Origin of the sequence: Bradyrhizobium yuanmingense (assembly GCF_025200905.1) — a bacterium.
GTDB classification, from domain to species: domain Bacteria; phylum Pseudomonadota; class Alphaproteobacteria; order Rhizobiales; family Xanthobacteraceae; genus Bradyrhizobium; species Bradyrhizobium yuanmingense.
The window spans coordinates 7,540,389-7,559,556 of the sequence record NZ_CP104173.1 but is presented as its reverse complement, the minus strand read 5'-3'; the positions used below and the strand labels follow the sequence as shown (position 1 = coordinate 7,559,556).

At 65.1% G+C, this 19,168-nt stretch carries 19 protein-coding genes and 1 tRNA gene; 13 read left to right on the top strand and 7 right to left on the bottom strand.

What is annotated here, in order from left to right; genetic code table 11:
• The first annotated feature begins 124 nt into the window (after window positions 1-124).
• The 3 genes from N2605_RS35050 to N2605_RS35040 all read left to right on the top strand — a co-directional run bounded on the left by N2605_RS35050 (window position 125) and on the right by N2605_RS35040 (window position 3,326).
• On the top strand, window positions 125-1,390 hold the full coding sequence (locus tag N2605_RS35050; RefSeq protein WP_260345241.1) for an MFS transporter: 1,266 nt from the start codon (window positions 125-127) through the stop codon (window positions 1,388-1,390).
• A gap of 189 nt (window positions 1,391-1,579) precedes the next feature.
• Window positions 1,580-2,533 (top strand): Bug family tripartite tricarboxylate transporter substrate binding protein, encoded by a 954-nt coding sequence (locus tag N2605_RS35045; protein ID WP_050995914.1) that lies wholly within the window; start codon window positions 1,580-1,582, stop codon window positions 2,531-2,533.
• A 295-nt stretch (window positions 2,534-2,828) separates the two neighbouring features.
• Window positions 2,829-3,326: a lysozyme inhibitor LprI family protein gene (locus tag N2605_RS35040; protein WP_057030568.1), complete on the top strand. Its 498-nt coding sequence runs from the start codon at window positions 2,829-2,831 to the stop codon at window positions 3,324-3,326.
• Between the two features lie 159 nt (window positions 3,327-3,485).
• On the opposite strand, the gene N2605_RS35035 is transcribed toward N2605_RS35040, so the two are convergent.
• Window positions 3,486-3,572: transfer RNA gene (locus N2605_RS35035), tRNA-Leu, on the bottom strand.
• A gap of 151 nt (window positions 3,573-3,723) precedes the next feature.
• On the opposite strand from N2605_RS35035, the gene N2605_RS35030 reads away from it, so the two are divergent.
• Window positions 3,724-4,689 (top strand): complex I NDUFA9 subunit family protein, encoded by a 966-nt coding sequence (locus N2605_RS35030; RefSeq protein ID WP_260345239.1) that lies wholly within the window; start codon window positions 3,724-3,726, stop codon window positions 4,687-4,689.
• Window positions 4,690-4,877: 188 nt separating this feature from the next.
• Here the strand turns inward: N2605_RS35030 and N2605_RS35025 are convergent, their stop codons facing one another.
• The 3 genes from N2605_RS35025 to N2605_RS35015 form a co-directional block, all read right to left on the bottom strand.
• A complete protein-coding gene (locus N2605_RS35025; RefSeq protein WP_225114672.1) occupies window positions 4,878-5,618 on the bottom strand; it encodes an SDR family oxidoreductase in 741 nt (246 codons plus the stop codon).
• A 3-nt stretch (window positions 5,619-5,621) separates the two neighbouring features.
• Window positions 5,622-6,947 (bottom strand): FAD-binding oxidoreductase, encoded by a 1,326-nt coding sequence (locus tag N2605_RS35020; RefSeq protein WP_260345238.1) that lies wholly within the window; start codon window positions 6,945-6,947, stop codon window positions 5,622-5,624.
• Window positions 6,948-7,121: 174 nt separating this feature from the next.
• Window positions 7,122-7,928, bottom strand: a complete 807-nt coding sequence (locus N2605_RS35015; RefSeq protein ID WP_036003355.1) for an undecaprenyl-diphosphate phosphatase — start codon at window positions 7,926-7,928, stop codon at window positions 7,122-7,124.
• 169 nt (window positions 7,929-8,097) lie between these two features.
• Here N2605_RS35015 and N2605_RS35010 point away from each other — a divergent pair, with 169 nt between their 5' ends.
• The 3 genes from N2605_RS35010 to N2605_RS35000 all read left to right on the top strand — a co-directional run bounded on the left by N2605_RS35010 (window position 8,098) and on the right by N2605_RS35000 (window position 10,893).
• Window positions 8,098-8,790, top strand: a complete 693-nt coding sequence (locus N2605_RS35010) for a glutathione S-transferase family protein (protein ID WP_036024387.1) — start codon at window positions 8,098-8,100, stop codon at window positions 8,788-8,790.
• Complete coding sequence (gene queG, locus N2605_RS35005) at window positions 8,739-9,914, top strand: tRNA epoxyqueuosine(34) reductase QueG (protein WP_260345237.1); 1,176 nt, start codon at window positions 8,739-8,741, stop codon at window positions 9,912-9,914. Before N2605_RS35010 ends, queG begins: the two co-directional genes overlap by 52 nt.
• A gap of 181 nt (window positions 9,915-10,095) precedes the next feature.
• Entirely contained in the window at window positions 10,096-10,893 is a 798-nt protein-coding gene (locus N2605_RS35000; RefSeq protein WP_260345236.1) for a thioesterase family protein, read from the top strand.
• Between the two features lie 129 nt (window positions 10,894-11,022).
• Here N2605_RS35000 and N2605_RS34995 read toward each other — a convergent pair whose 3' ends face one another.
• The gene (locus N2605_RS34995) at window positions 11,023-11,490 is read right to left on the bottom strand and encodes a nuclear transport factor 2 family protein (protein WP_260345235.1); all 468 of its coding nucleotides are present in this window, start codon (window positions 11,488-11,490) and stop codon (window positions 11,023-11,025) included.
• Window positions 11,491-11,684: 194 nt separating this feature from the next.
• The gene (locus N2605_RS34990) at window positions 11,685-12,473 is read right to left on the bottom strand and encodes an alpha/beta hydrolase (RefSeq protein ID WP_225114666.1); all 789 of its coding nucleotides are present in this window, start codon (window positions 12,471-12,473) and stop codon (window positions 11,685-11,687) included.
• Between the two features lie 251 nt (window positions 12,474-12,724).
• Between N2605_RS34990 and infC the strand changes: the two genes are divergently transcribed.
• Complete coding sequence (gene infC / locus N2605_RS34985; RefSeq protein ID WP_074447655.1) at window positions 12,725-13,264, top strand: translation initiation factor IF-3; 540 nt, start codon at window positions 12,725-12,727, stop codon at window positions 13,262-13,264.
• A 67-nt stretch (window positions 13,265-13,331) separates the two neighbouring features.
• On the opposite strand, the gene N2605_RS34980 is transcribed toward infC, so the two are convergent.
• Complete coding sequence (locus N2605_RS34980) at window positions 13,332-13,727, bottom strand: hypothetical protein (RefSeq protein WP_036024380.1); 396 nt, start codon at window positions 13,725-13,727, stop codon at window positions 13,332-13,334.
• A gap of 275 nt (window positions 13,728-14,002) precedes the next feature.
• Between N2605_RS34980 and rpmI the strand changes: the two genes are divergently transcribed.
• From rpmI to N2605_RS34955, 5 genes are all read left to right on the top strand, one after another.
• The gene (rpmI, locus tag N2605_RS34975; RefSeq protein WP_008539890.1) at window positions 14,003-14,203 is read left to right on the top strand and encodes a 50S ribosomal protein L35; all 201 of its coding nucleotides are present in this window, start codon (window positions 14,003-14,005) and stop codon (window positions 14,201-14,203) included.
• A gap of 80 nt (window positions 14,204-14,283) precedes the next feature.
• On the top strand, window positions 14,284-14,643 hold the full coding sequence (gene rplT / locus N2605_RS34970) for a 50S ribosomal protein L20 (protein WP_027550107.1): 360 nt from the start codon (window positions 14,284-14,286) through the stop codon (window positions 14,641-14,643).
• 214 nt (window positions 14,644-14,857) lie between these two features.
• The gene (gene pheS, locus N2605_RS34965) at window positions 14,858-15,940 is read left to right on the top strand and encodes a phenylalanine--tRNA ligase subunit alpha (protein ID WP_260345224.1); all 1,083 of its coding nucleotides are present in this window, start codon (window positions 14,858-14,860) and stop codon (window positions 15,938-15,940) included.
• Complete coding sequence (gene pheT, locus N2605_RS34960; protein WP_260345222.1) at window positions 15,937-18,345, top strand: phenylalanine--tRNA ligase subunit beta; 2,409 nt, start codon at window positions 15,937-15,939, stop codon at window positions 18,343-18,345. The genes pheS and pheT overlap by 4 nt, the downstream gene beginning before the upstream one ends.
• A complete protein-coding gene (locus N2605_RS34955) occupies window positions 18,342-19,112 on the top strand; it encodes a sulfite exporter TauE/SafE family protein (protein ID WP_260345219.1) in 771 nt (256 codons plus the stop codon). Before pheT ends, N2605_RS34955 begins: the two co-directional genes overlap by 4 nt.
• Window positions 19,113-19,168: the final 56 nt, after the last annotated feature.

Below are 19,168 nucleotides of genomic sequence, written 5' to 3'. Positions count from 1 at the left end.
TCCCACAATCCGGCGCGAGCTTCCTATCCCGGCAGAACTTTTGCTTCGCGTGCCGTGGACATCGTCCCGACCCACCCTATCTGCCAGTTTCCCTCGCCGGGGGGCCCACCCTGAATCAGGTGCCATGACCGAACCAACGCTCGCTGCGCCGATCGACGACCAGCGTCCGCGCGGATTTTCGCGCTACCAGGCGCTCCTCATCGCGCAGCTGGCGCTGACGCAGTTCACGATCATCCTCGATTTCATCATCATGTCGCCGCTCGGCGCTATCCTGATGCCCGCGCTCGGCATCACGGCGGGGCAGTTCGGCGTTGCCGTATCGGCCTACGCGTTCAGTGCGGGACTATCGGGCATCCTCGCCGCCGGCTTTGCCGATCGTTTCGATCGCAAGCGCCTCCTGCTGTTCTTCTATGTCGGCTTCACGCTCGGCACGCTGCTGTGCGCGGTGGCGCCGAACTACCATGTGCTGCTGATCGGCCGGATCGTGACCGGATTGTTCGGCGGCGTGATCGGCGCGGTCGTGCTCGCCATCATCACCGACCTGTTCTCGTTGCAGATGCGCGGCCGCGTGATGGGAATCATCCAGACCGCGTTCGCCGCCAGCCAGGTGCTCGGCATTCCCGCCGGCCTGTTTCTCGCCAATTATTGGAGCTGGCATGTCTGCTTCATCGCCATCGTCGTGCTGTCGATCGTGACGATCGCCATCATCGCCTTTGCCATGGAGCCGATCGACGCGCATCTGAAGCTGAAACAGGACAGAAACCCGTTCCGCCATCTGGTCGCGACGGTCGGTGAGCCGCGCTACACGCTCGCCTTCGCCGTCACGACGCTGCTGGCGACCGGCGGCTACATGCTGATGCCGTTCTCCAGCGCCTACACCGTGCACAATCTCGGCATCGACATCACGCATCTGCCGACGATCTATCTCGTCTCCGGCCTGTTCAGCATCGTCACGGGACCGCTGGTCGGCCGCGCCAGCGACGCGTTCGGCAAATATCCGACCTTCGTGTTCGGCTGCGCCATGACCGTCCTCATGGTGCTGATCTACACCCATCTCGGCCACGTCTCGCTCGCGACCGCAATCATCGTCAACGTGCTGATGTTCGTCGGCATCTTCTCGCGCATGATCCCCTCGCAGGCGCTGATGTCGGCGATCCCGGAGCCCGGCCAGCGCGGCTCGTTCAGCGCGGTCAGCGCCTCGCTCCAGCAACTGTCCGGCGGGCTCGGCTCGGTGCTCGCCAGCGCGATCATCGCCCAAGGCGCGGACGGCGCGCTACTCCATTTCGACCGGATCGGCTACGTCGTCGTGACCACGACGATCGTCACGCTGGTGATGATGTACTTCGTGCAGAAGGCGGTGGCGGAGCGGACGGGGAAGCGGGTGGTGTGAGGGGGAGAGGAGCCGCCGTCCGAATGCGTTTTCCGCGTGGTGGAAGTCACCTGCTTTGTTGCGGACACAGTGCCGCACGTCACGCAGCCACGTTCTTCGCTAGTTTCATCCGATCGGTCCTCGCGACTCGACAAGAAACAACACGACCAAGGGCGGGAAATGAGAAAGCTGACACGACGAACATTCGTGATGGGTTCGGCCGTCGCGTTGTGCGCGCCGGCTGTAAGGACCGAGGCGCAATCCGCGTGGCCGTCCAAATCGATCAGGATCATCGTGCCCTATCCACCGGGCGGCCAGACCGACGGCATCGCGCGCGCGTTCGGCGACTTCCTGGCGCGGCAGGTGGGCAAGCCGGTCATCGTCGAGAACAAGGGCGGCGCCGGCGGCGTCATCGGCGTGGCAGAAGCGAAACGCGCCGATCCGGACGGCACCACCATCCTGTGCACGATCTCGTCGTCGCTGATCCAGAACCGCGTCACGGTAAGAGACCTGCCCTACGATCCCGAAAATGATTTTACCTATCTGACGATGGTCATCGGCGCTGGCGGTCCGGTCGTGGCGGCGAAGAAGACCGGTGCGACCAACCTGCGCGAGTTCATCGAATACTGCAAGAAAGTCGGCAGCGTGAACTGGGGATCCTACGGCGTGGGCTCGACGCCGCACGTCCTGATCGAGACGATCGCCAAGCAATACGGCATCAAGGTTCAGGTCATCCAGTATCGCGGCGAGGCGCCGATGTGGAATGACGTCGCCGGACAGACGCTTGATGGCGCCGCCGGGAGCTATGCCGCAGCCGCGCCCGTCATCCAGGCCGGCACCGGCAACCTGATCGGCGTGGTCGGCACCCGCCTGCCGCCCCATCCGGATACGCCGACCATGACCGAGCAAGGCGCCGTCGGCGACTTCTACAATCTGCGTCCCTTCACCACGTTTGCGGTGCCGTCCGGCACGCCGCGGGATATCGTCGATCGCCTCTCGCCGCTGCTGATCCAAGCCGGAACCGATCCGAAAGTTCAGCAGATGCTGAACAACTTCATCCTGTCATCGCCGGCCGATTTCGAAACGACGAATCGGATCTTCAAGCGCGACAGCGACGTGATGCTCCGCATCCTGGGCGATCTCGGCGTCAAGCCGTCGGATTAGCCGCGTCGCGGCCTAGCAGCCCAGCCCGCTTTGCTCGTCGTGGCTTTCCGTATTCGGCGCCCAGCCGACATCGAGCGGATCATGGCGACACTCCGGGCGTCTGCCGGCGTGTCAAATGCACGGTCGTCGTTGCGGAGCCGCCCAGATGGTTTCCAGATATGACGTGCAGAAGGCGGTGGCGGAGCGGACCGGGAAGAAGGTGGTGTGAGGAACGGCTCCTGCTCCACATTCGGGTGAACCCACGCCGGGCCTCAGGTGACCAAGGTTGCATCGATGCGCCGAACGGAGATCTCCCGTGAAATTCAAGCTTGCCGCCGCGATTCTCGCCGCAGGCCTCCCGCTGGCATCGATGGCTTTCGCCCAAGACACCGCCCAGAGCACCGCGCCAGCCGACCTTGCCGTGATCGATGCCTGCCTGAAGAAGGTGGAGAAAACCGGCGGTTTCGGCAGTGCCTGCGTCGGGCTCGTCGCCGACCCCTGCATCAAGGCGGCAGAGGGCGCGAATGACGATGTCGCCAGATGGAAGGCCTGCGCGGCGCGCGAACTCGCCGTCTGGACGCAGAAAACCAGTGAGGCGCTGAAGAAGGTTCAGGCCGGCGGGTTCGCCGACGCGATCAAGGCCGTCAATGACTCGCAGAAAGTTTTCGCCGCCTCGCGTGATCGCCTCTGCGCGGTCTTCGACAACGTCGACCCCGGCATGTACCGGGGCGGCGCGAGCTACTGCCGCCTGCGCGAGACGGCAAACCGCTCGCTGAGCCTGATCAAGCTCGGCGCTGCGGTCAACGAGCACTGAGGCCTCTTAGGCGGGTTCGGGGTCACCGGCCTTGCCGGCATCTTCCGATGTGGCGACGACGGCCATTCGGCGCGCCATGAGCGCTGTGCTTCGGTGTCGTGGACCGGTCAGCAGCTCAATGTCCTGCGGATGAGCGATTTCAATCGCTTGAGCAGGGGATGGTGCCCAGGAAAGGACTCGAACCTTCACGGCCGTTAAGCCACTGGCACCTGAAGCCAGCGCGTCTACCAATTCCACCACCTGGGCATGCCGTTTGGGGCACGGAGGCGGTTACTACGGTTCGGTGACGCCGTTGTCAATTCATGCGTGAGGCCGGGGTCGGGATGCCGATTGCGCATCGCAAACCGGCCCGATACAAGCCTGACAAGACGCACTCTTTTCCGCAGGAACGGCTCCCATGGCATCGAATCTGGACACGCTCGTCACGGTTTTCGGCGGATCGGGGTTTTTGGGCCGCAGCGTCGTCCGCGCCCTGTGCAAGCGGGATTACCGGGTCCGGGTTGCGGTGCGGCGGCCGGAACTCGCCGGATACCTCCAGCCGCTCGGCCGGGTCGGGCAGGTCCACACCGTGCAGGCGAATCTGCGCTATCCGGCCTCGGTGGAGGCGGCGCTGCGTGATTCGCATGTCGTGATCAACCTGGTCGGCGTGCTCACCGAGAGCGGCGGGCAGACGTTTGACGCCGTCCAGGCCAAGGGCGCCGAGACCGTCGCCAAGGCGGCGGCCGCCGCAGGTAGCGCGCTGGTGCATGTCTCGGCGATCGGGGCCGATGCGCAGTCGCCCTCACGCTATGCCAAGGCCAAGGCGGCCGGCGAAGCCGCGGTTCTGGCCGCGGTTCCCTCCGCCACGATCTTCCGCCCGTCCGTGATGTTCGGCCCCGAGGACCAGTTCACCAACCGCTTTGCCGCGCTGGCACGGATGTCGCCCGTGCTGCCCCTGATCGGCGGCGAGACCAAGATGCAGCCGGTCTATGTCGGCGACGTCGCCAGCGCGATCGCGGATGCTGCCGACGGCAAAGCCAAGGCGGGCGCCACTTACGAGCTCGGCGGGCCGGAAGTGCTGACCATGCGCGAGATCATCGAGGCGATCCTCGAAATCACCGACCGCAAGCGCATGCTGGTGCCGCTGACGTTCGGCCTCGCCCGCTTCCAGGCCAACTTCCTGCAATTCGCGCCGGGCGCGTTCAAGCTGACGCCGGACCAGGTCACGCTGCTCGAGCGCGACAATATCGTGTCGGATGCGGCGAAGGCGGCCGGGCTGACGCTGGAAGGCCTCGGCATCCAGGCCGACTCGCTGGAAGCGATCGCCCCGCAATATCTCTGGCGCTTCCGCCCGCAGGGCCAGTTCCAGCGCATGAGCGTGTGAGGGATCTTCTTTACCTCGCCCCGCTTTGCGGGGAGAGGTCGGATTGCGCAGCAATCCGGGTGAGGGGGTACAGGTCTCTCGAAGACCGCTCGTGCGGAGAGAGGCCCCTCACCGCAACCCTCTCCCCGTAAGAACGGGGCGAGGGGGTGCACTGTCGCTGGAGCGAAGACTGGCCTGTTACACGACTTTCAAAACTTCAGCTTCTTGAACACCGCTTCCGGCAGCGTCTTGATGATCAGCATCACGAGGCGCCATCTGCCGCTGACATAGACGATGTCGGTCTTGCTCTCGACGGCGCGAAGGATCGCAGCGCCGACGACGGGGGCTTCGACGGTGAGCGGGCCGATCAGCTTCATGCCTTCGGTCATCCTGGTGCGGACGAAGCCGGGCTTGACCGTGACGACGTGCACGCCGCCACGGCTGGCGCGGGCGCGCAGGCCGGACAGGAAGGCGGAGAAGCCGGCCTTGGCCGAGCCATAGACATAGTTGGAGGCGCGGCCGCGATCGCCGGCGACCGAGGACACGCCGACCAGCGTGCCGCTGCCGCGGCCCAAGAACTTCTCCGCGAACAGGCCGAGGATCAGCGCCGGACCTTCGTAGTTGGAGCGCATGATCGCGGTGGCCTGGGCGAGATCGCTCTGCGCGCTCTCTTGCACACCAAGCAGGCCGACGATCGAGATGACGACATCGGGCAGCGCGGGCAGGCCGCCGACGAAGCCCTCGAATGAGGCGGTGTCGAGCACGTCGAATGTGTGAACACCGACCTCGACATCGTAGCGCGCGCGAAGATCGGCGGCGTCAGGCTCCAGCGCGCCGACGCCGCGGCCGGCGAGCCCCACATCGTATCCCGCTTTGGCAAAGGCGCGCGCCGTGGCGCGGCCGATGTCGGATGAGCCGCCCAGCACCAGTACAGACTTGCGCGACGTCACGGCCTAGACCTCATCGAACAGACGTTGTGAAAGCTTGGAGCGGATGTTGCCGGCGGGGTCGAGCGCTTTGCGGATCGCGTTGAAGCGCGGCAGGGCGGGATAGCCGGCTTCGAGCGTCTCGCGCGACTGGCGCGCATCCTTGGCAAGATAGAGCCGGCCACCGGCCGCGACAACGAGACGGTCGATCTCGTCGAGAAAATTCAGGATGTCGCCGCGCACAGGGAAATCCAGCCCCAGCGTGTAGCCGGGCAGCGGAAACGACAGGATGCCCTCGCCCTCGCCGAGCTTCTTCAGCACCGCGAGGAAGGAGGCATCGCCGCGCCGCGCGACGCGACCCAGAATCTCGCCGACCACGTCGCGCGCGCCGTTCTCGGGTATCACGCATTGATGCTGCAGAAAGCCGCGCTTGCCGTAGATGCGATTCCAGTCGGCAAGGCTGTCGAGCGGGAAGAAATAGGGATAGAGCGAGACCACATGGCTGCCGCCGGCCCGGCGCGCGCCCATGCGGTAGTACAGCTCGTTGAAGGCGCGGATGCTGAAGCGGTTCAGCGTCATCGAGGGCAAATCGATGGGCACGCCAAGACCGGGATGCTTGCCGGCGGGAAACGCCGCGGCGCCGGCAGGAAGCTCGTCCTTGCCGGCGTGCTCGCCGAGATAGATCAGCGAGCGGCCGAGATCCTTGCCGCGGGCAGCGCAATCGATCCAGGCCACCGAATAAGTTGCGGCATCGCCTGCATCGAGCGCGCGCATCGCGGCATCGAGATCGGATGCCGAGATCACGCGCTCGCGGATCCACCCAGTTTCGACCTTGCGCAGCCGCAAGGTCGCTTCGAGGATGACCCCGGTCAGGCCCATGCCGCCGATTGTCGCAAAGAATGCGTCGGAGTTCTGCTCGCGCGAGGCTTCGATCAATTCGCCCTCGCCCGTGCGCAGCAGGATGCTGTCGACATAGCGGCCGAAGCCGCCTTCACAATGGTGATTCTTGCCGTGCACGTCGGCGGCGATGGCGCCGCCGATCGACACGAAACGCGTGCCGGGCAGTACGAAGGGCAGGAAGCCGCGCGGGCCGAAGGTCTCGATCAGGTCCGAGAGCAGCACGCCGGCCTCGAGGCGGATTCGGCCGGTCGCCGGATCGAACCACCTGATGCGGTCGAAGCCCGTCATCGTCACGGTCCTGACGGTCCCGATCGCGGCATCGCCATAGGCACGGCCATTGCCGCGCGCCACGGTGCCGGACACGATGGCGTCGGCTACCGACGCGAACGCGCGCGGACGCAGCATCTCGGTATCGACGACCGGGAAGCGCCCCCAGCCGTTGACGAGGGTCATGGCTCAGCTCCTGCGCCGGGCGCGCCGCCCGGCATTGCGAAACTGAGTACCGATCAAAAGCTTATATTGCGTTGAAGGCGTAGCCCGGATGGAGCGCAGCGTATACCGGGATCGTGCCCCAAGTGATGACGGACCGGGATGCGCTGCGCTCCATCCGGGCTACGGACCAAGGGCCTACCGTCCCAGCGCCAGCGCGATCAGGCCGAGGGTGCCGACGATCACGCGCCACCAGGCGAACAGCAGGAAACCGTGCCGGGTGACATAGGTCAAAAACGTCTTCACCACGATGATCGCGGTGATGAACGACACCACGAAGCCGATCGCGACGATGTTGATGTGGTCCATCGTCATCTCGGCGCGGCTCTTGTAGAAGTCGTAGGCGAACGCGCCGATCATGGTGGGGATCGCCAGAAAGAACGAGAATTCCGCCGCCGCGCGCTTGTCGGCTCCGAGCAACATCGCGGCGACGATGCTGGCGCCGGAGCGCGACACGCCCGGGATCATGGCCACGCACTGCGCGATGCCGATATAGAGATACATCAAGAGCGGAAATCTGGTGGCATCATACTCGCGCGGCTTGAGCTCGAGCTTGTCGACCCAGAGCAGGACGGCGCCGCCGACGATCAGTGTGAAGCAGATGACCCACGGATTGAACAGCAGGAGCTTGATGTACTTACCGGCGACGAGGCCGACGATGACAGCGGGCAGGAATGCGACCAGCACGCCGATCACGAAGCGGCGAGCATAGGCATCGCCCGTGAACAGGCCGATCACGACGTCCCACAGCTTGCGGAAGTACAGCCCCACGATCGCGAGAATCGCGCCCAGCTGGATCAGAACCGTAAACGAATCCCAGAACGCGCCTTCGCCGAGATGAAAGAAGCGCTCGGCGATCAGGAGGTGGCCGGTCGAGGATACGGGAAGGAACTCGGTCACGCCCTCGATGATGCCGAGGATCACTGCCCGTATAGCGTCTGACATATTTACGGTCCATTTCGGCTGGAAAAGCGGGGCTCTTCTCGCCTATTCGACCCCATGCCGCAATCGCAAAATGCCAAATCACGCCCTTGCTTCGAGGTTTTGAAGGACTAGTGTGGCGCCGCACAAACATTGATGGATTCTTAAGCACCATCACATAGTCAAAGGCTTCATGTTTACGCTGTTTCATCATCCGTTCTGTCCGCATTCGCGCTTCATTCGCCTGATCGCGGGTGAATACGGGCTCGACCTGAAGCTGATCGAGGAGCGCAGCTGGGAGCGGCGCGAGGCGTTTCTGCTGCTCAATGCGGCCGGCACCACGCCCGTGCTGGTGGACGACGAGCAGCCGCCGATTCCGGGCGCGGCCATCATCGCCGAATATGTCGATGAGGCCTATGGGGCCGGGATGGGCCCCAAGCGCCTGATGCCGGAGACGCTTGCCGAGCGTGTCGAGGTGCGCCGGCTGATGGCCTGGTTCAACGAAAAGTTCTTCGAGGAAGTCTCGCATCCACTCGTCACCGAGCGCATCTACAAGCGCTTCATGAGCGAGGAGAACGGCGGCGGGCCGCCTTCGGCCGACGTGATGCGCGCAGCGAAGGCCAATGTGCGCTATCATCTGGCCTATATCGGCTGGCTGGCGCAGACCCGCAACTTCCTCGCCGGCGACCGGCTCACCTACGCGGATCTCGCCGCCGCGGCGCACCTTTCGGCGATCGACTATCTGGGCGACGTGCCATGGAGCGAGGACGACGCAGCAAAGGCGTGGTACGCGCGGGTGAAATCCCGCCCGTCGTTCCGTCCGCTCCTCAGCGAATGGCTGGCCGGCGTGCCGGCGTCGCGGACCTATGTAGACCTGGATTTCTGAGCTGCGACCCGACTGAACTGAAGGCGGCGCTGGCGCGCGAAGCGCACGCGCTCGGCTTCGACTGCATCGGCGTCACCGCGCCGGGCTCGATCGATGCAGCCGGACAACACTTCCTCGAATTCATCGCCTCGGGCGGCCATGGCGACATGGATTGGCTTGCGAACCAGCCGGAGCGCCGCGTCGACCCGCGCGGGCTGTGGGCCGATGTGCGCAGCGTGATCATGCTCGGCGTCAATTACGGTCCCGACTCCGATCCGCTCGCGATCCTGAAGCAGCGCGCGCGCGCGGCGATCTCGGTCTATGCGCAAGGCGACGACTATCACGACCTCATCAAGAAGCGGCTGAAGGCGCTGGCGCGCTGGCTGGTCGCGACCGCGCCGAGCGAGGTGAAGGTGTTCGTCGACACCGCGGCAGTGATGGAGAAGCCGCTGGCGCAGGCCGCGCATCTGGGCTGGCAGGGCAAGCACACCAATCTCGTCTCGCGCGAGTTCGGCTCGTGGCTGTTTCTCGGCGCGATCTACACCACGCTGGAGCTGCCGCGCGACGAACCCGAGATCGATCATTGCGGCTCGTGCCGAGCCTGCCTCGACATCTGCCCGACCGCGGCGTTTCCAGCGCCCTACAAGCTAGATGCGCGGCGCTGCATCTCGTATCTGACCATCGAGAACAAGGGCCCGATCCCGCACGAGTTTCGCAAGAGCATCGGCAACCGCATCTATGGCTGCGATGATTGCCTTGCCGCCTGCCCCTGGAACAAGTTTGCGCAAGAGGGGCGTGAGGCAAAACTCGCCGCGCGCGACGAGTTGCGCGCGCCCTCGCTCGCTGAGCTGGCACGGCTGGACGACGCGGCATTCCGTGCGCTGTTCACGAAATCGCCGGTGAAGCGCATCGGCCGCGACCGGTTCGTGCGCAATGTGCTGATTGCGATCGGCAACTCAGGCGAGGTGGCGCTGGCTGAGGCGGCGCGGCGATTGTTGGATGACGCAAGTCCGCTGGTGCGCGGCGCGGCGGTGTGGGCGCTGGGCCAGTTGCTGGCGCGCGAAGAGTTTGAGGCGATGAAGGGTGCTGCGATCAGTAACGAGCACGACGAGAGTGTGCGCAAGGAGTGGCGCGCCGCTTCCTAGCTCACCGTAGTCATTCCCCGCGAAGGCGGGGAATCCAGTACGCCGCGGCCTATCGATTCAATCACAACTGCCGCGGAGTACTGGATCGCCCGGTCAAGCCGGGCGATGACACTCGTGTTGTGGCTGGCACATGCTCTCACCACCCTTGATTTCCCCGCCCATTCCCGCAATCTCGCGCGTCATGACAAGCATGCCTTTCTTCACCCGCGACGGCGATACATTCCATCCGACGGAAGTCGCCAACGGTCCATGGGATCCGAAATCGCTGCACGGACGCGTCATCGTCGGCCTGCTCGGCTTCGTCATCGAGGAGCGCCATTCCGGGCCCGAATTCGTGCCGGCGCGGCTCACGGTCGACATGTTCCGGCTGCCGACCATCGACAAGCCGATCGAAGTGACGACGCGGCTGGTGCGCGACGGCATGCGCATCCGCGTGGTGGAAGCGGAGTTCTTTTCCGGCGGGGTCAGCATGGCGCGCGCCTCGTGCCAGCTGCTGCGCAAGACGCAAAATGCCGATGGCAAGGTCTGGTCGCCGCCGAACTGGGACGCGCCGAAGCCGGCCGAGATCCCCAAGCCGACCGATCCCAGGCTCGGCATGAACGGCAAATGGGCGACGCGCCCGATCGTCGGCCATATGGGCTCGCTCGGCCCGCGCAGATTGTGGATGAGCGAGGTGCGTGAGCTCGTCGCGGGCACCCCGATGACGCCGTTCGTCCGCGTCGCCACCGGCGCCGATTTTGCGAGCCCGTTTGCCAATGCCGGCGACCAGGGGCTCGGCTACATCAACAGCGACGTCACGATCTATCTGCACCGCCTGCCGGCGACGGAGTGGATCGGCTTCGAGGTGGTGAACCACCACGCCACCGACGGTGTCGCGATCGGCGAATGCTGGCTCTATGACGAACAGGGTCCGATCGGCACCGCGACGGTGGCCGCGCTGGCGCAGCGCAAGCCGATGGTGAATCCGTCGAAGCGGTAGGAGCGCGCGCCTCTCTCCGGTCGTCATTCCGGGATGCGCCGTCAGGCGCAGACCCGGAATCCATCGGGCCGCAGGCCAAGAGTTGAAATGGATTCCGGGTTCGCGCTTCGCGCGCCCCGGAATGACGACCTAGTCCAAATGCCGCTGCATCTCCGGCCGCGCCTTCAGTTCGGCACCCTGCTTGGCGACGATCTTCGCGATCCGCTCCGGGGCGAAGTTCAAATCGACGAACGCCGGCGCGGTGTTCGCGACCTCGTGATAGCAGGCGATCCTGCCGCCCTTCAGCGTCATGATCGCAACGCCCTCGAACATCGCCCGCGCGCCGTTTGCTTCCGGCAGGGTCGATCTATAGCTGAAGGTGTAGCGCGCATAGAGCGTGGTGCCGTCGGTGACGGGATCATGCATGTCCCAGCGGAAATCGGTCGCCGTGCGGTAGAACCAGTCGTCGATCATCGCGGCGATCTTCGCGCGGCCGGCGAAGGCGCCGTAGAAGACATCGTGATAGACGCCGTCCTCGGTGAACAGCTGGGCGAAGGCTTCGCCGTTGCGCTGCTCGACGGCATCGCAGAAGGCGCGCAGCATGGCGGTGGTGGTCATTGGCGTTGCCTCCCAGTTGTTATGCCCTCTCCCCTTGCGGGAGAGGCCAGCTCCGCTCGTTGACGCGCATTTCGTTCGGGTGAGGGGTTGCTTCCGCGAGTCCAACTCTCATTCGGGCCCGTGGAGAGAACCCCTCATCCGACTTCGCTTCGCGAAGCCACCTTCTCCCGCAAGGGGAGAAGGAAGATGACACATCACCCGATCTCAGCCACCGCCGCAAGAATGCGCGCGATGTCCTGCGGGCGGGAGAGGCGGTGATCGCCGTCCTGAATCATGGTCAGCACCACGTCGTCGGCCGGCAGGCGATGGGTCAGCGCAAACGCGTGCTGCCAGGGCACATCAGGGTCCTTCGCGCCTTGCAGGATGCGGACGGGGCAGCCGAGATCGATGGCGCTGCCCAGCACGAGGTGGTTGCGTCCCTCCTCGATCAGGTTCCGCGTGATCGGATAGGGCGAGCCGTCGCCATATTCCGATGGGCGCAGCCAGAAGCCCTTGGTCTCGATCTCCTTCTTCACTGCGGGCGAAAAATTCTTCCACATCAGCTCTTCGGTGAAATCGGGCGCCGGCGCGATCAGCACGAGCCCTGCAAGCGACGCTTTGCCGGCACGCTTCCTGATCTCGCGGGCGAGCAGCAGCGCCATCCAGCCGCCCATCGACGAGCCGATCAGGATTTGCGGGCCGTCGCAGAAGCGTTCGAACACCGCAACGCTATCCTCGAGCCAGCTGCCGATCGTCCCAATGGCGAAATCGCCGCTGGATTCGCCGTGGCCGGAATAGTCGAACCGGACGATTGCGCGGCCGCGCTCGTGGGCCCAGGCATCCAGCGCCACGGCCTTGCCGCCCTGCATGTCCGACTTGAATCCGCCCAGCCAGACCAGGCCGGGGCCTTTTCCGGGACGGCGGCGCACCGCGATCCTGCGTGCGGACGGCCCCTCGCCCACATCGATGAACTCAAGCACGGCATCGGGAATTGCGTCGGTCATGGAACGTTTACTCTGGCTGTGCGGTTTGAGCTGTCCGGACCTGTTCCGAAAGCACGACCGGCATCGCTATTGGTCCTTTGGGACGCTTGCGGAACAGAGGCAAGGTGTCTATGTCGGTCAGCGTGCCGGGGGCCGTGACCAAAATGCCTCGCATTTGAGGGTTTTTCGCGCCTCGCACCAGCGACTTGCTTGCCGGCAAACGCATCTTCCTTCAAAATAGCCGCTTCTTTCACAACTTTGGAGAACCACCCATTCGCCGTCCTAATAAAGCTCCGCCCGCTGCCAGCAAAGACGGGCCGCGCATCAATGATGATATCCGCAATGCGCAGATCCAGCTGATCGACCAGACCGGTGACAACAAAGGTACGGTCGAGACCGTCGTCGCCATCCGCATGGCGCAGGAAGTCGGGATGGATCTGGTCGAGATTTCGCCGAATACCAGCCCTCCCGTCTGCAAGATCATGGACTACGGGAAGTATAAGTATTCCGCTCAGAAGAAAGCCGCGGAAGCCCGCAAACGGCAGAAGACCGTCGAGATCAAGGAGATCAAGCTCCGTCCGATGATCGACGACCACGATTACGACGTGAAGATGCGCGCGATGCAGCGCTTCTTCGAAGAGGGCGACAAGGTCAAGATCACGCTGCGCTATCGCGGCCGCGAAATGGCGCACCAGGAGATCGGCACCAAGTTGCTCGACAAGATCAAGACCGACGTCGCCGAGCTCGCCAAGGTCGAGCAGGACGCGCGGTTCGAAGGTCGCCAGGTCGTAATGGTGCTGGCGCCGCGCTGACGCGCAACGCTTTAGGACCTCGAGAATTCAACGGCCCGTCCGGATCCCCGGCGGGCCGTTTTGTGTGTCAGGTCCTCGTCGCCTGCCAGGTTCCGCTGCACTGGTCGCCGGAGATAATTCCCTTCCACGACCCGGCGCCGTTCACGCCGGCGAGCCGGCCGCCGCCACTGGCGTGGGAGGCGCCGACCGAGACCTGCACGGCGACAGCGCCGGAACGGTTGACCCGGCCCGAGACCCGGCCGCCGCCGGCGGAGGAGACGCGGGTGCCGGTCACGGTGAAGGGAACGCTGTAGCCCGAGCTGCAATTGCCGCGGGTGGTGGCGAAGGTGACGTTCCAGATGCCGTCATAGCCGCCGGCGCGGGCGTCAGCCGCCTGTGGCAGCGCAGCCGCGGCGAGCACGGCGAACAGCGCCAGAGGGCGCGGGCGGGCGAATGAAATCAGAAGTTGCGGGAAATGAGCCATTTTGGACCTGCTTCAGGCGAGAAGGCTTGGACATGAGGGGTGGCAGCGTTCAATAGTCGGCGGGCAGGTTGCGGCGGTTCATCGTTGCCAATTGGCCTCTCCTCTGTCATAAGCCCAGCCTTCACCGCCCGGCTGATTTACGGGCTGCCGTGGCGGTGTCTCGTGCGGGTTTCGCGCCTGTTCGCAAAACTTGAGCACAATCAACGCTCTAACGAGCATTTTTGACGGTCCAGCCGCCTTCGCGGGCGGATCTCTGTGGCCATTAGGAGAGCCAAATGCCCAAGCTGAAGACCAAATCGGGCGCTAAAAAGCGCTTCAAGGTGACTGCCACCGGCAAAGTGATGCACGCCCAGCGCGGCAAGCGTCACGGCATGATCAAGCGGACGAAGAAGCAGATCCGTCAGCTCCGCGGCACCCGCGTGCTGTTCAAGACCGACGGCGACAACGTCAAGAAGTACTTCTTGCCGAACGCCTGATCGGGTCCACGATCATTGCCACCTCTGCCGCGCATCCCGCGGCGATCCGATAACCAAAGTCATCTCTGAAGGATCTCGTCATGTCTCGCGTCAAACGCGGTGTGACCGCCCACGCCAAGCACAAGAAAGTCTACAAGGCCGCCAAGGGCTTCTATGGCCGCCGCAAGAACACCATCCGCGCCGCCAAGCCGGCCGTGGAGAAGGCCCAGCAATACGCCTTCCGCGACCGCAAGCGTCGCAAGCGCACCTTCCGCGCGCTCTGGATCCAGCGCCTCAACGCCGCGGTCCGTCCGTTCGGCCTGACCTACAGCCGATTTATCGACGGCCTTGCCAAGTCGGGCATCACCGTGGACCGCAAGGTGCTGTCGGATCTCGCGATCCGCGAGCCCGCCGCGTTCCAAGCGATCGCCGAGAAGGCCAAAGCCGCGCTGGCGGCGTAAGCCGCCCCACTGCGCGACTTGCGCAGCGTTCAGCTTGTGATGGCCCGGGCAGAGGCGCGTGTCGCGCGTTCATCGCCCCGGCCGTCATCTCTCGCGCATACACTTCTCCGACGTGGATGCCCGGCGAATCTAACGCGAAGATGCGCTTCGCGCTTTTGGCCGGGCGTGACGGGCTAGGATCATCGGCTCAGCATCCTGGCCAAAAGGGATTGCCATGACCGATCTTGCCCAGCTCCAAGCCCAGATCATCGCCGACATCGCCGCCGCTGCCGACGAGGCCGCGCTCGAGGCCGTGCGTGTTGCAGCCCTCGGCAAGAAGGGCTCGATCTCGGCGCTGCTCGCCACGCTCGGCAAGATGTCGCCGGACGAGCGCAAGACGCAAGGCGCGGCGATCAACCAGGCCAAGGACGAAGTCAGCCAGGCGCTTGCTGCGCGGCGCGACGTGCTGAAGTCGGCGGCGCTCGATGCGCGGCTGGCGTCCGAGACCGTCGACGTGACCCTGCCGCTGCGCGATGCGCCGGCTGAGGCCGGCCGCATCCATCCGCTGAGCCAGGTCTGGGACGAGCTCACCACCATCTTCGCCGACATGGGATTCTCGGTGGCCGAAGGCCCCGACATCGAGACCGACGATTACAACTTCACCAAGCTGAATTTCCCGGAAGGCCATCCGGCGCGCGAAATGCACGACACGTTCTTCTTCCATCCGAAGCAGGACGGCTCGCGCATGCTGCTGCGGACCCACACCTCGCCGGTGCAGGTGCGCACCATGCTGAGCCAGAAGCCGCCGATCCGCGTGATCTGCCCGGGCCGCACCTATCGCATCGATTCGGACGCGACCCACACGCCGCAATTCCACCAGGTCGAGGGCCTCGTCATCGACAAGAGCTCGCATCTCGGCCATCTCAAATGGATCCTGCACGAGTTCTGCAAGGCGTTCTTCGAGGTCGACCACATCAACATGCGCTTCCGGCCCTCGTTCTTCCCGTTCACCGAGCCTTCGCTCGAAGTCGACATCCAGTGCCGCCGCGACAGGGGCGAGATCCGCTTCGGCGAGGGCGAGGACTGGCTCGAGATTCTCGGCTGCGGCATGGTGCATCCCAACGTGCTGCGCGCCTGCGGCATCGATCCCGACGAGTACCAGGGCTTCGCCTGGGGCATGGGCATCGACCGCATCGCCATGCTGAAATACGGCATCGCCGATTTGCGCCAGCTGTTCGACAGCGACGTCCGCTGGCTGAGCCACTATGGCTTCAAGCCGCTCGAAGTGCCAACGCTTGCCGGAGGGCTCAGCACGTGAAATTCACCCTCTCCTGGCTGAAGGATCATCTCGAGACCGACGAGCCGCTCGAAAAACTCGCCGACAAGCTCACCATGATCGGGCTCGAGGTCGAGAACATCGAGGACAAGGCGAAGGCGCTGAAGCCGTTCACCATTGCGAAGGTGATCTCGGCCGAGCAGCATCCGAATGCGGATCGCCTGCGCGTCTGCATGGTCGACACCGGCGACGGTGGTGCGCCGGTGCAGGTGGTGTGCGGCGCGCCGAATGCGCGCACCGGGCTCGTCAGCGTGTTTTCGCCACCCGGCACCTACATTCCCGGAAAGGATATCACGCTCGGCGTCGGCACCATCCGCGGCGTCGAGAGCCGCGGCATGTTGTGCTCGGCGGCCGAGCTGCAGATCTCCAACGATCATGACGGCATCATGGAATTGCCGGCGGACGCGCCAATTGGTGCTGCCTACGCCGAATGGGCCGGCCTCGGAGATCCCGTCATCGAGATCAATCTGACGCCGAACCGGCAGGACTGCACCGGCGTGCACGGCATCGCGCGCGATCTCGCCGCCGCCGACATGGGCAAGTTCAAGGATCCCACGATCAAGCCGATCAAAGGCGAATTCCCCTGCCCCGTGAAGGTCACGGTCGAGGATGCCACGCTCTGCCCGGGCTTCGCGCTCCGCCTCGTGCGTGGCGTCAAGAACAAGCCGTCGCCGGAATGGCTGCAGAAGCGGCTGACCGCGATCGGGCTGCGTCCGATCAACGCGCTGGTCGACATCACCAACTTCATGACCTACGACCGCGCGCGCCCGCTGCACGTGTTCGACGCCAAGAAGGTGAAGGGCAATCTCGTCGTGCGCCGCGCGCGCGAGGGCGAGAGCCTGCTGGCGCTCGACGGCCGCACCTACAATCTCGATCCCGCCATTTGCGTGATCGCGGACGAGCACGGCGTCGAATCGCTCGCCGGCATCATGGGCGGCGAAGCGTCGGGCTGCGACGAGAACACGACCGATGTGCTGATCGAATCGGCGCTGTGGAACGAGATCAACATCGCCCAGACCGGCCGCAAGCTCGGCATCAATTCGGACGCGCGCTACCGCTTCGAACGCGGCGTCGATCCGGCCTTCATGGTGCCCGGCATCGAGCTCGCGACCAAGCTGGTGATGGAGATGTGCGGCGGCGCGCCCTCTGAAACCGTCCTGGTCGGCAAGACCTTTGGCGACGACCGCCTGATCGAATTCCCGATCACCGAAGTCAAGCGCCTGTCTGGCATTGAGGTGCCGCAGGTTGAGATGAAGCGCATCCTGACCCATCTCGGCTTCATGATGGCGGGTCCCGGCCCGGTGGTAAAGGTCGCGGTGCCGTCCTGGCGCTCCGACGTGCACGGCAAGGCCGACATCGTCGAGGAGATCGTCCGCATCTTCGGCGTCGACAAGGTGCCGATGACGCCGTTCGAGCGCGGCGACGAGCCGCGCAAGCCGGTGCTGACGCCGCTGCAGCTGCGCAACCGCCGCGCGCGGCGCGCGCTCGCGAGCCGCGGCATGGTCGAAGCCGTGACCTGGTCGTTCATCGCCAAGCCTGCGGCCGAATTGTTCGGCGGCGGACAGCGCGAGCTCGAGGTTGCCAACCCGATCGCCTCGGATCTCTCCGACATGCGCCCGACCCTGCTGGCCGGCCTGATCGCGGCGGCGCAGGCCAATGCCGATCGCGGCTTCGGCGATGTCGCGCTGTTCGAGGTCGGCCAGGTGTTCAAGGGCGATCGCCCGCAGGACCAGTTCATGGCGGCGAGTGGCGTGCGCCGCGGCCTTGCGTCGTCCGAAGGGCTCGGCCGGCACTGGACCGGCTCGGCGCAGGCCGATGTGTTCGACGCCAAGGCCGATGCGCTGGCCGTGCTGGCGGCCGCCGGCGCGCCGATGCAGGCGCTGCAGATCGTGGCGGGTGGTCCCGGCTGGCTGCATCCGGGCCGCTCCGGCACGATCCAGATCGGGCCGCAGAACGTGCTCGGATATTTCGGCGAAGTGCACCCCAGAGCGCTCGAAGCGCTCGGCGCCGACGGGCCGCTTGTCGTGTTCGAGGTGATCCTCGACCGCATCCCCGAGGCGAAGAAGAAGCCGACGCGCGCCAAGCCCTTGATCGAGCTCTCGGCGTTCCAGCCGGTGTCGCGTGACTTCGCTTTTATTGTCGACCGCGCCGTCAAGGCCGGCGACATCGTTCGCGCGGCGCAAGGCGTCGACAAGAAGCTGATCACCGGCGTCAATGTCTTCGATATCTACGAAGGCAAGGGCATCGATGACGGCAAGAAGTCGATCGCGATCGCGATCACGCTGCAGCCGCGCGAGAAAACCCTGACCGATCAGGAGATCGAGGCCGTCGCCACGAAGATCGTGGCCGAGGTCACCAAGAAGACCGGCGGCACGTTGCGCGGATGAGTCCTGCTGACTTCCTTCCGAAGGACGTCAGCCTCACGATCGCGGCGGCGCTCTGCGCCGTCGCTTTCGTTTCGGGCACAGCGCGCGGCTTCTCCGGCTTCGGTTCGGCGCTGATCTTCATGCCGCTGGCGAGCAGCATCGCGGCACCGCGGCTCGTTGCTGCCCTGCTTCTCGTCATCGATTTCGTCGCAGCCGCGCCGCTGCTGCCAGATGCATGGCGGAAGGCCGATCGCAAGGCCACGGCCGTGATAGTGCTGGGCGCGCTGATCGGCGTACCCATCGGCACCTATTTCCTCAGCGTGCTCGAACCCGTTACCACGCGCTGGATCATCTCCTGCTTCGTAGCGGCGCTGCTCCTTCTGCTGCTGTCGGGCTGGCGCTATCGCGGCAAGGACCATGCCTGGCTGTCGGTGGGCATCGGCGGCCTCTCCGGCTTCTGCAGCGGGCTCGCGCAAACCGGCGGCCCGCCGATCGTCGGCTACTGGCTCGGCCGCCCGATCGCGCCGATGGTCGCGCGCGCCAACATCGTGCTGTTCTTCGGCGCCTCGGATTTCTTCTCGATGATCAGCTACGCGGCGACCGGCCTGATCAGCCGCGAATCGCTGGTGCTGTCGCTGATCGTCGGCCCGGTCTATGCGGTTGGCGTTGCGTTCGGCAGCTCATTGTTCGGCCGCGCCAGCGAGAGGGTGTTTCGCGGCATCTGCTACGCGCTGATTGCGATGGCGGTGATCTTTGGATTGCCGGTGCTGGATGGCGTGCTGCGGTAACATCTCCGCTGTCGTCCCGGGGCGCGCGTAGCGCGAGCCCGGGACCCATAACCCCG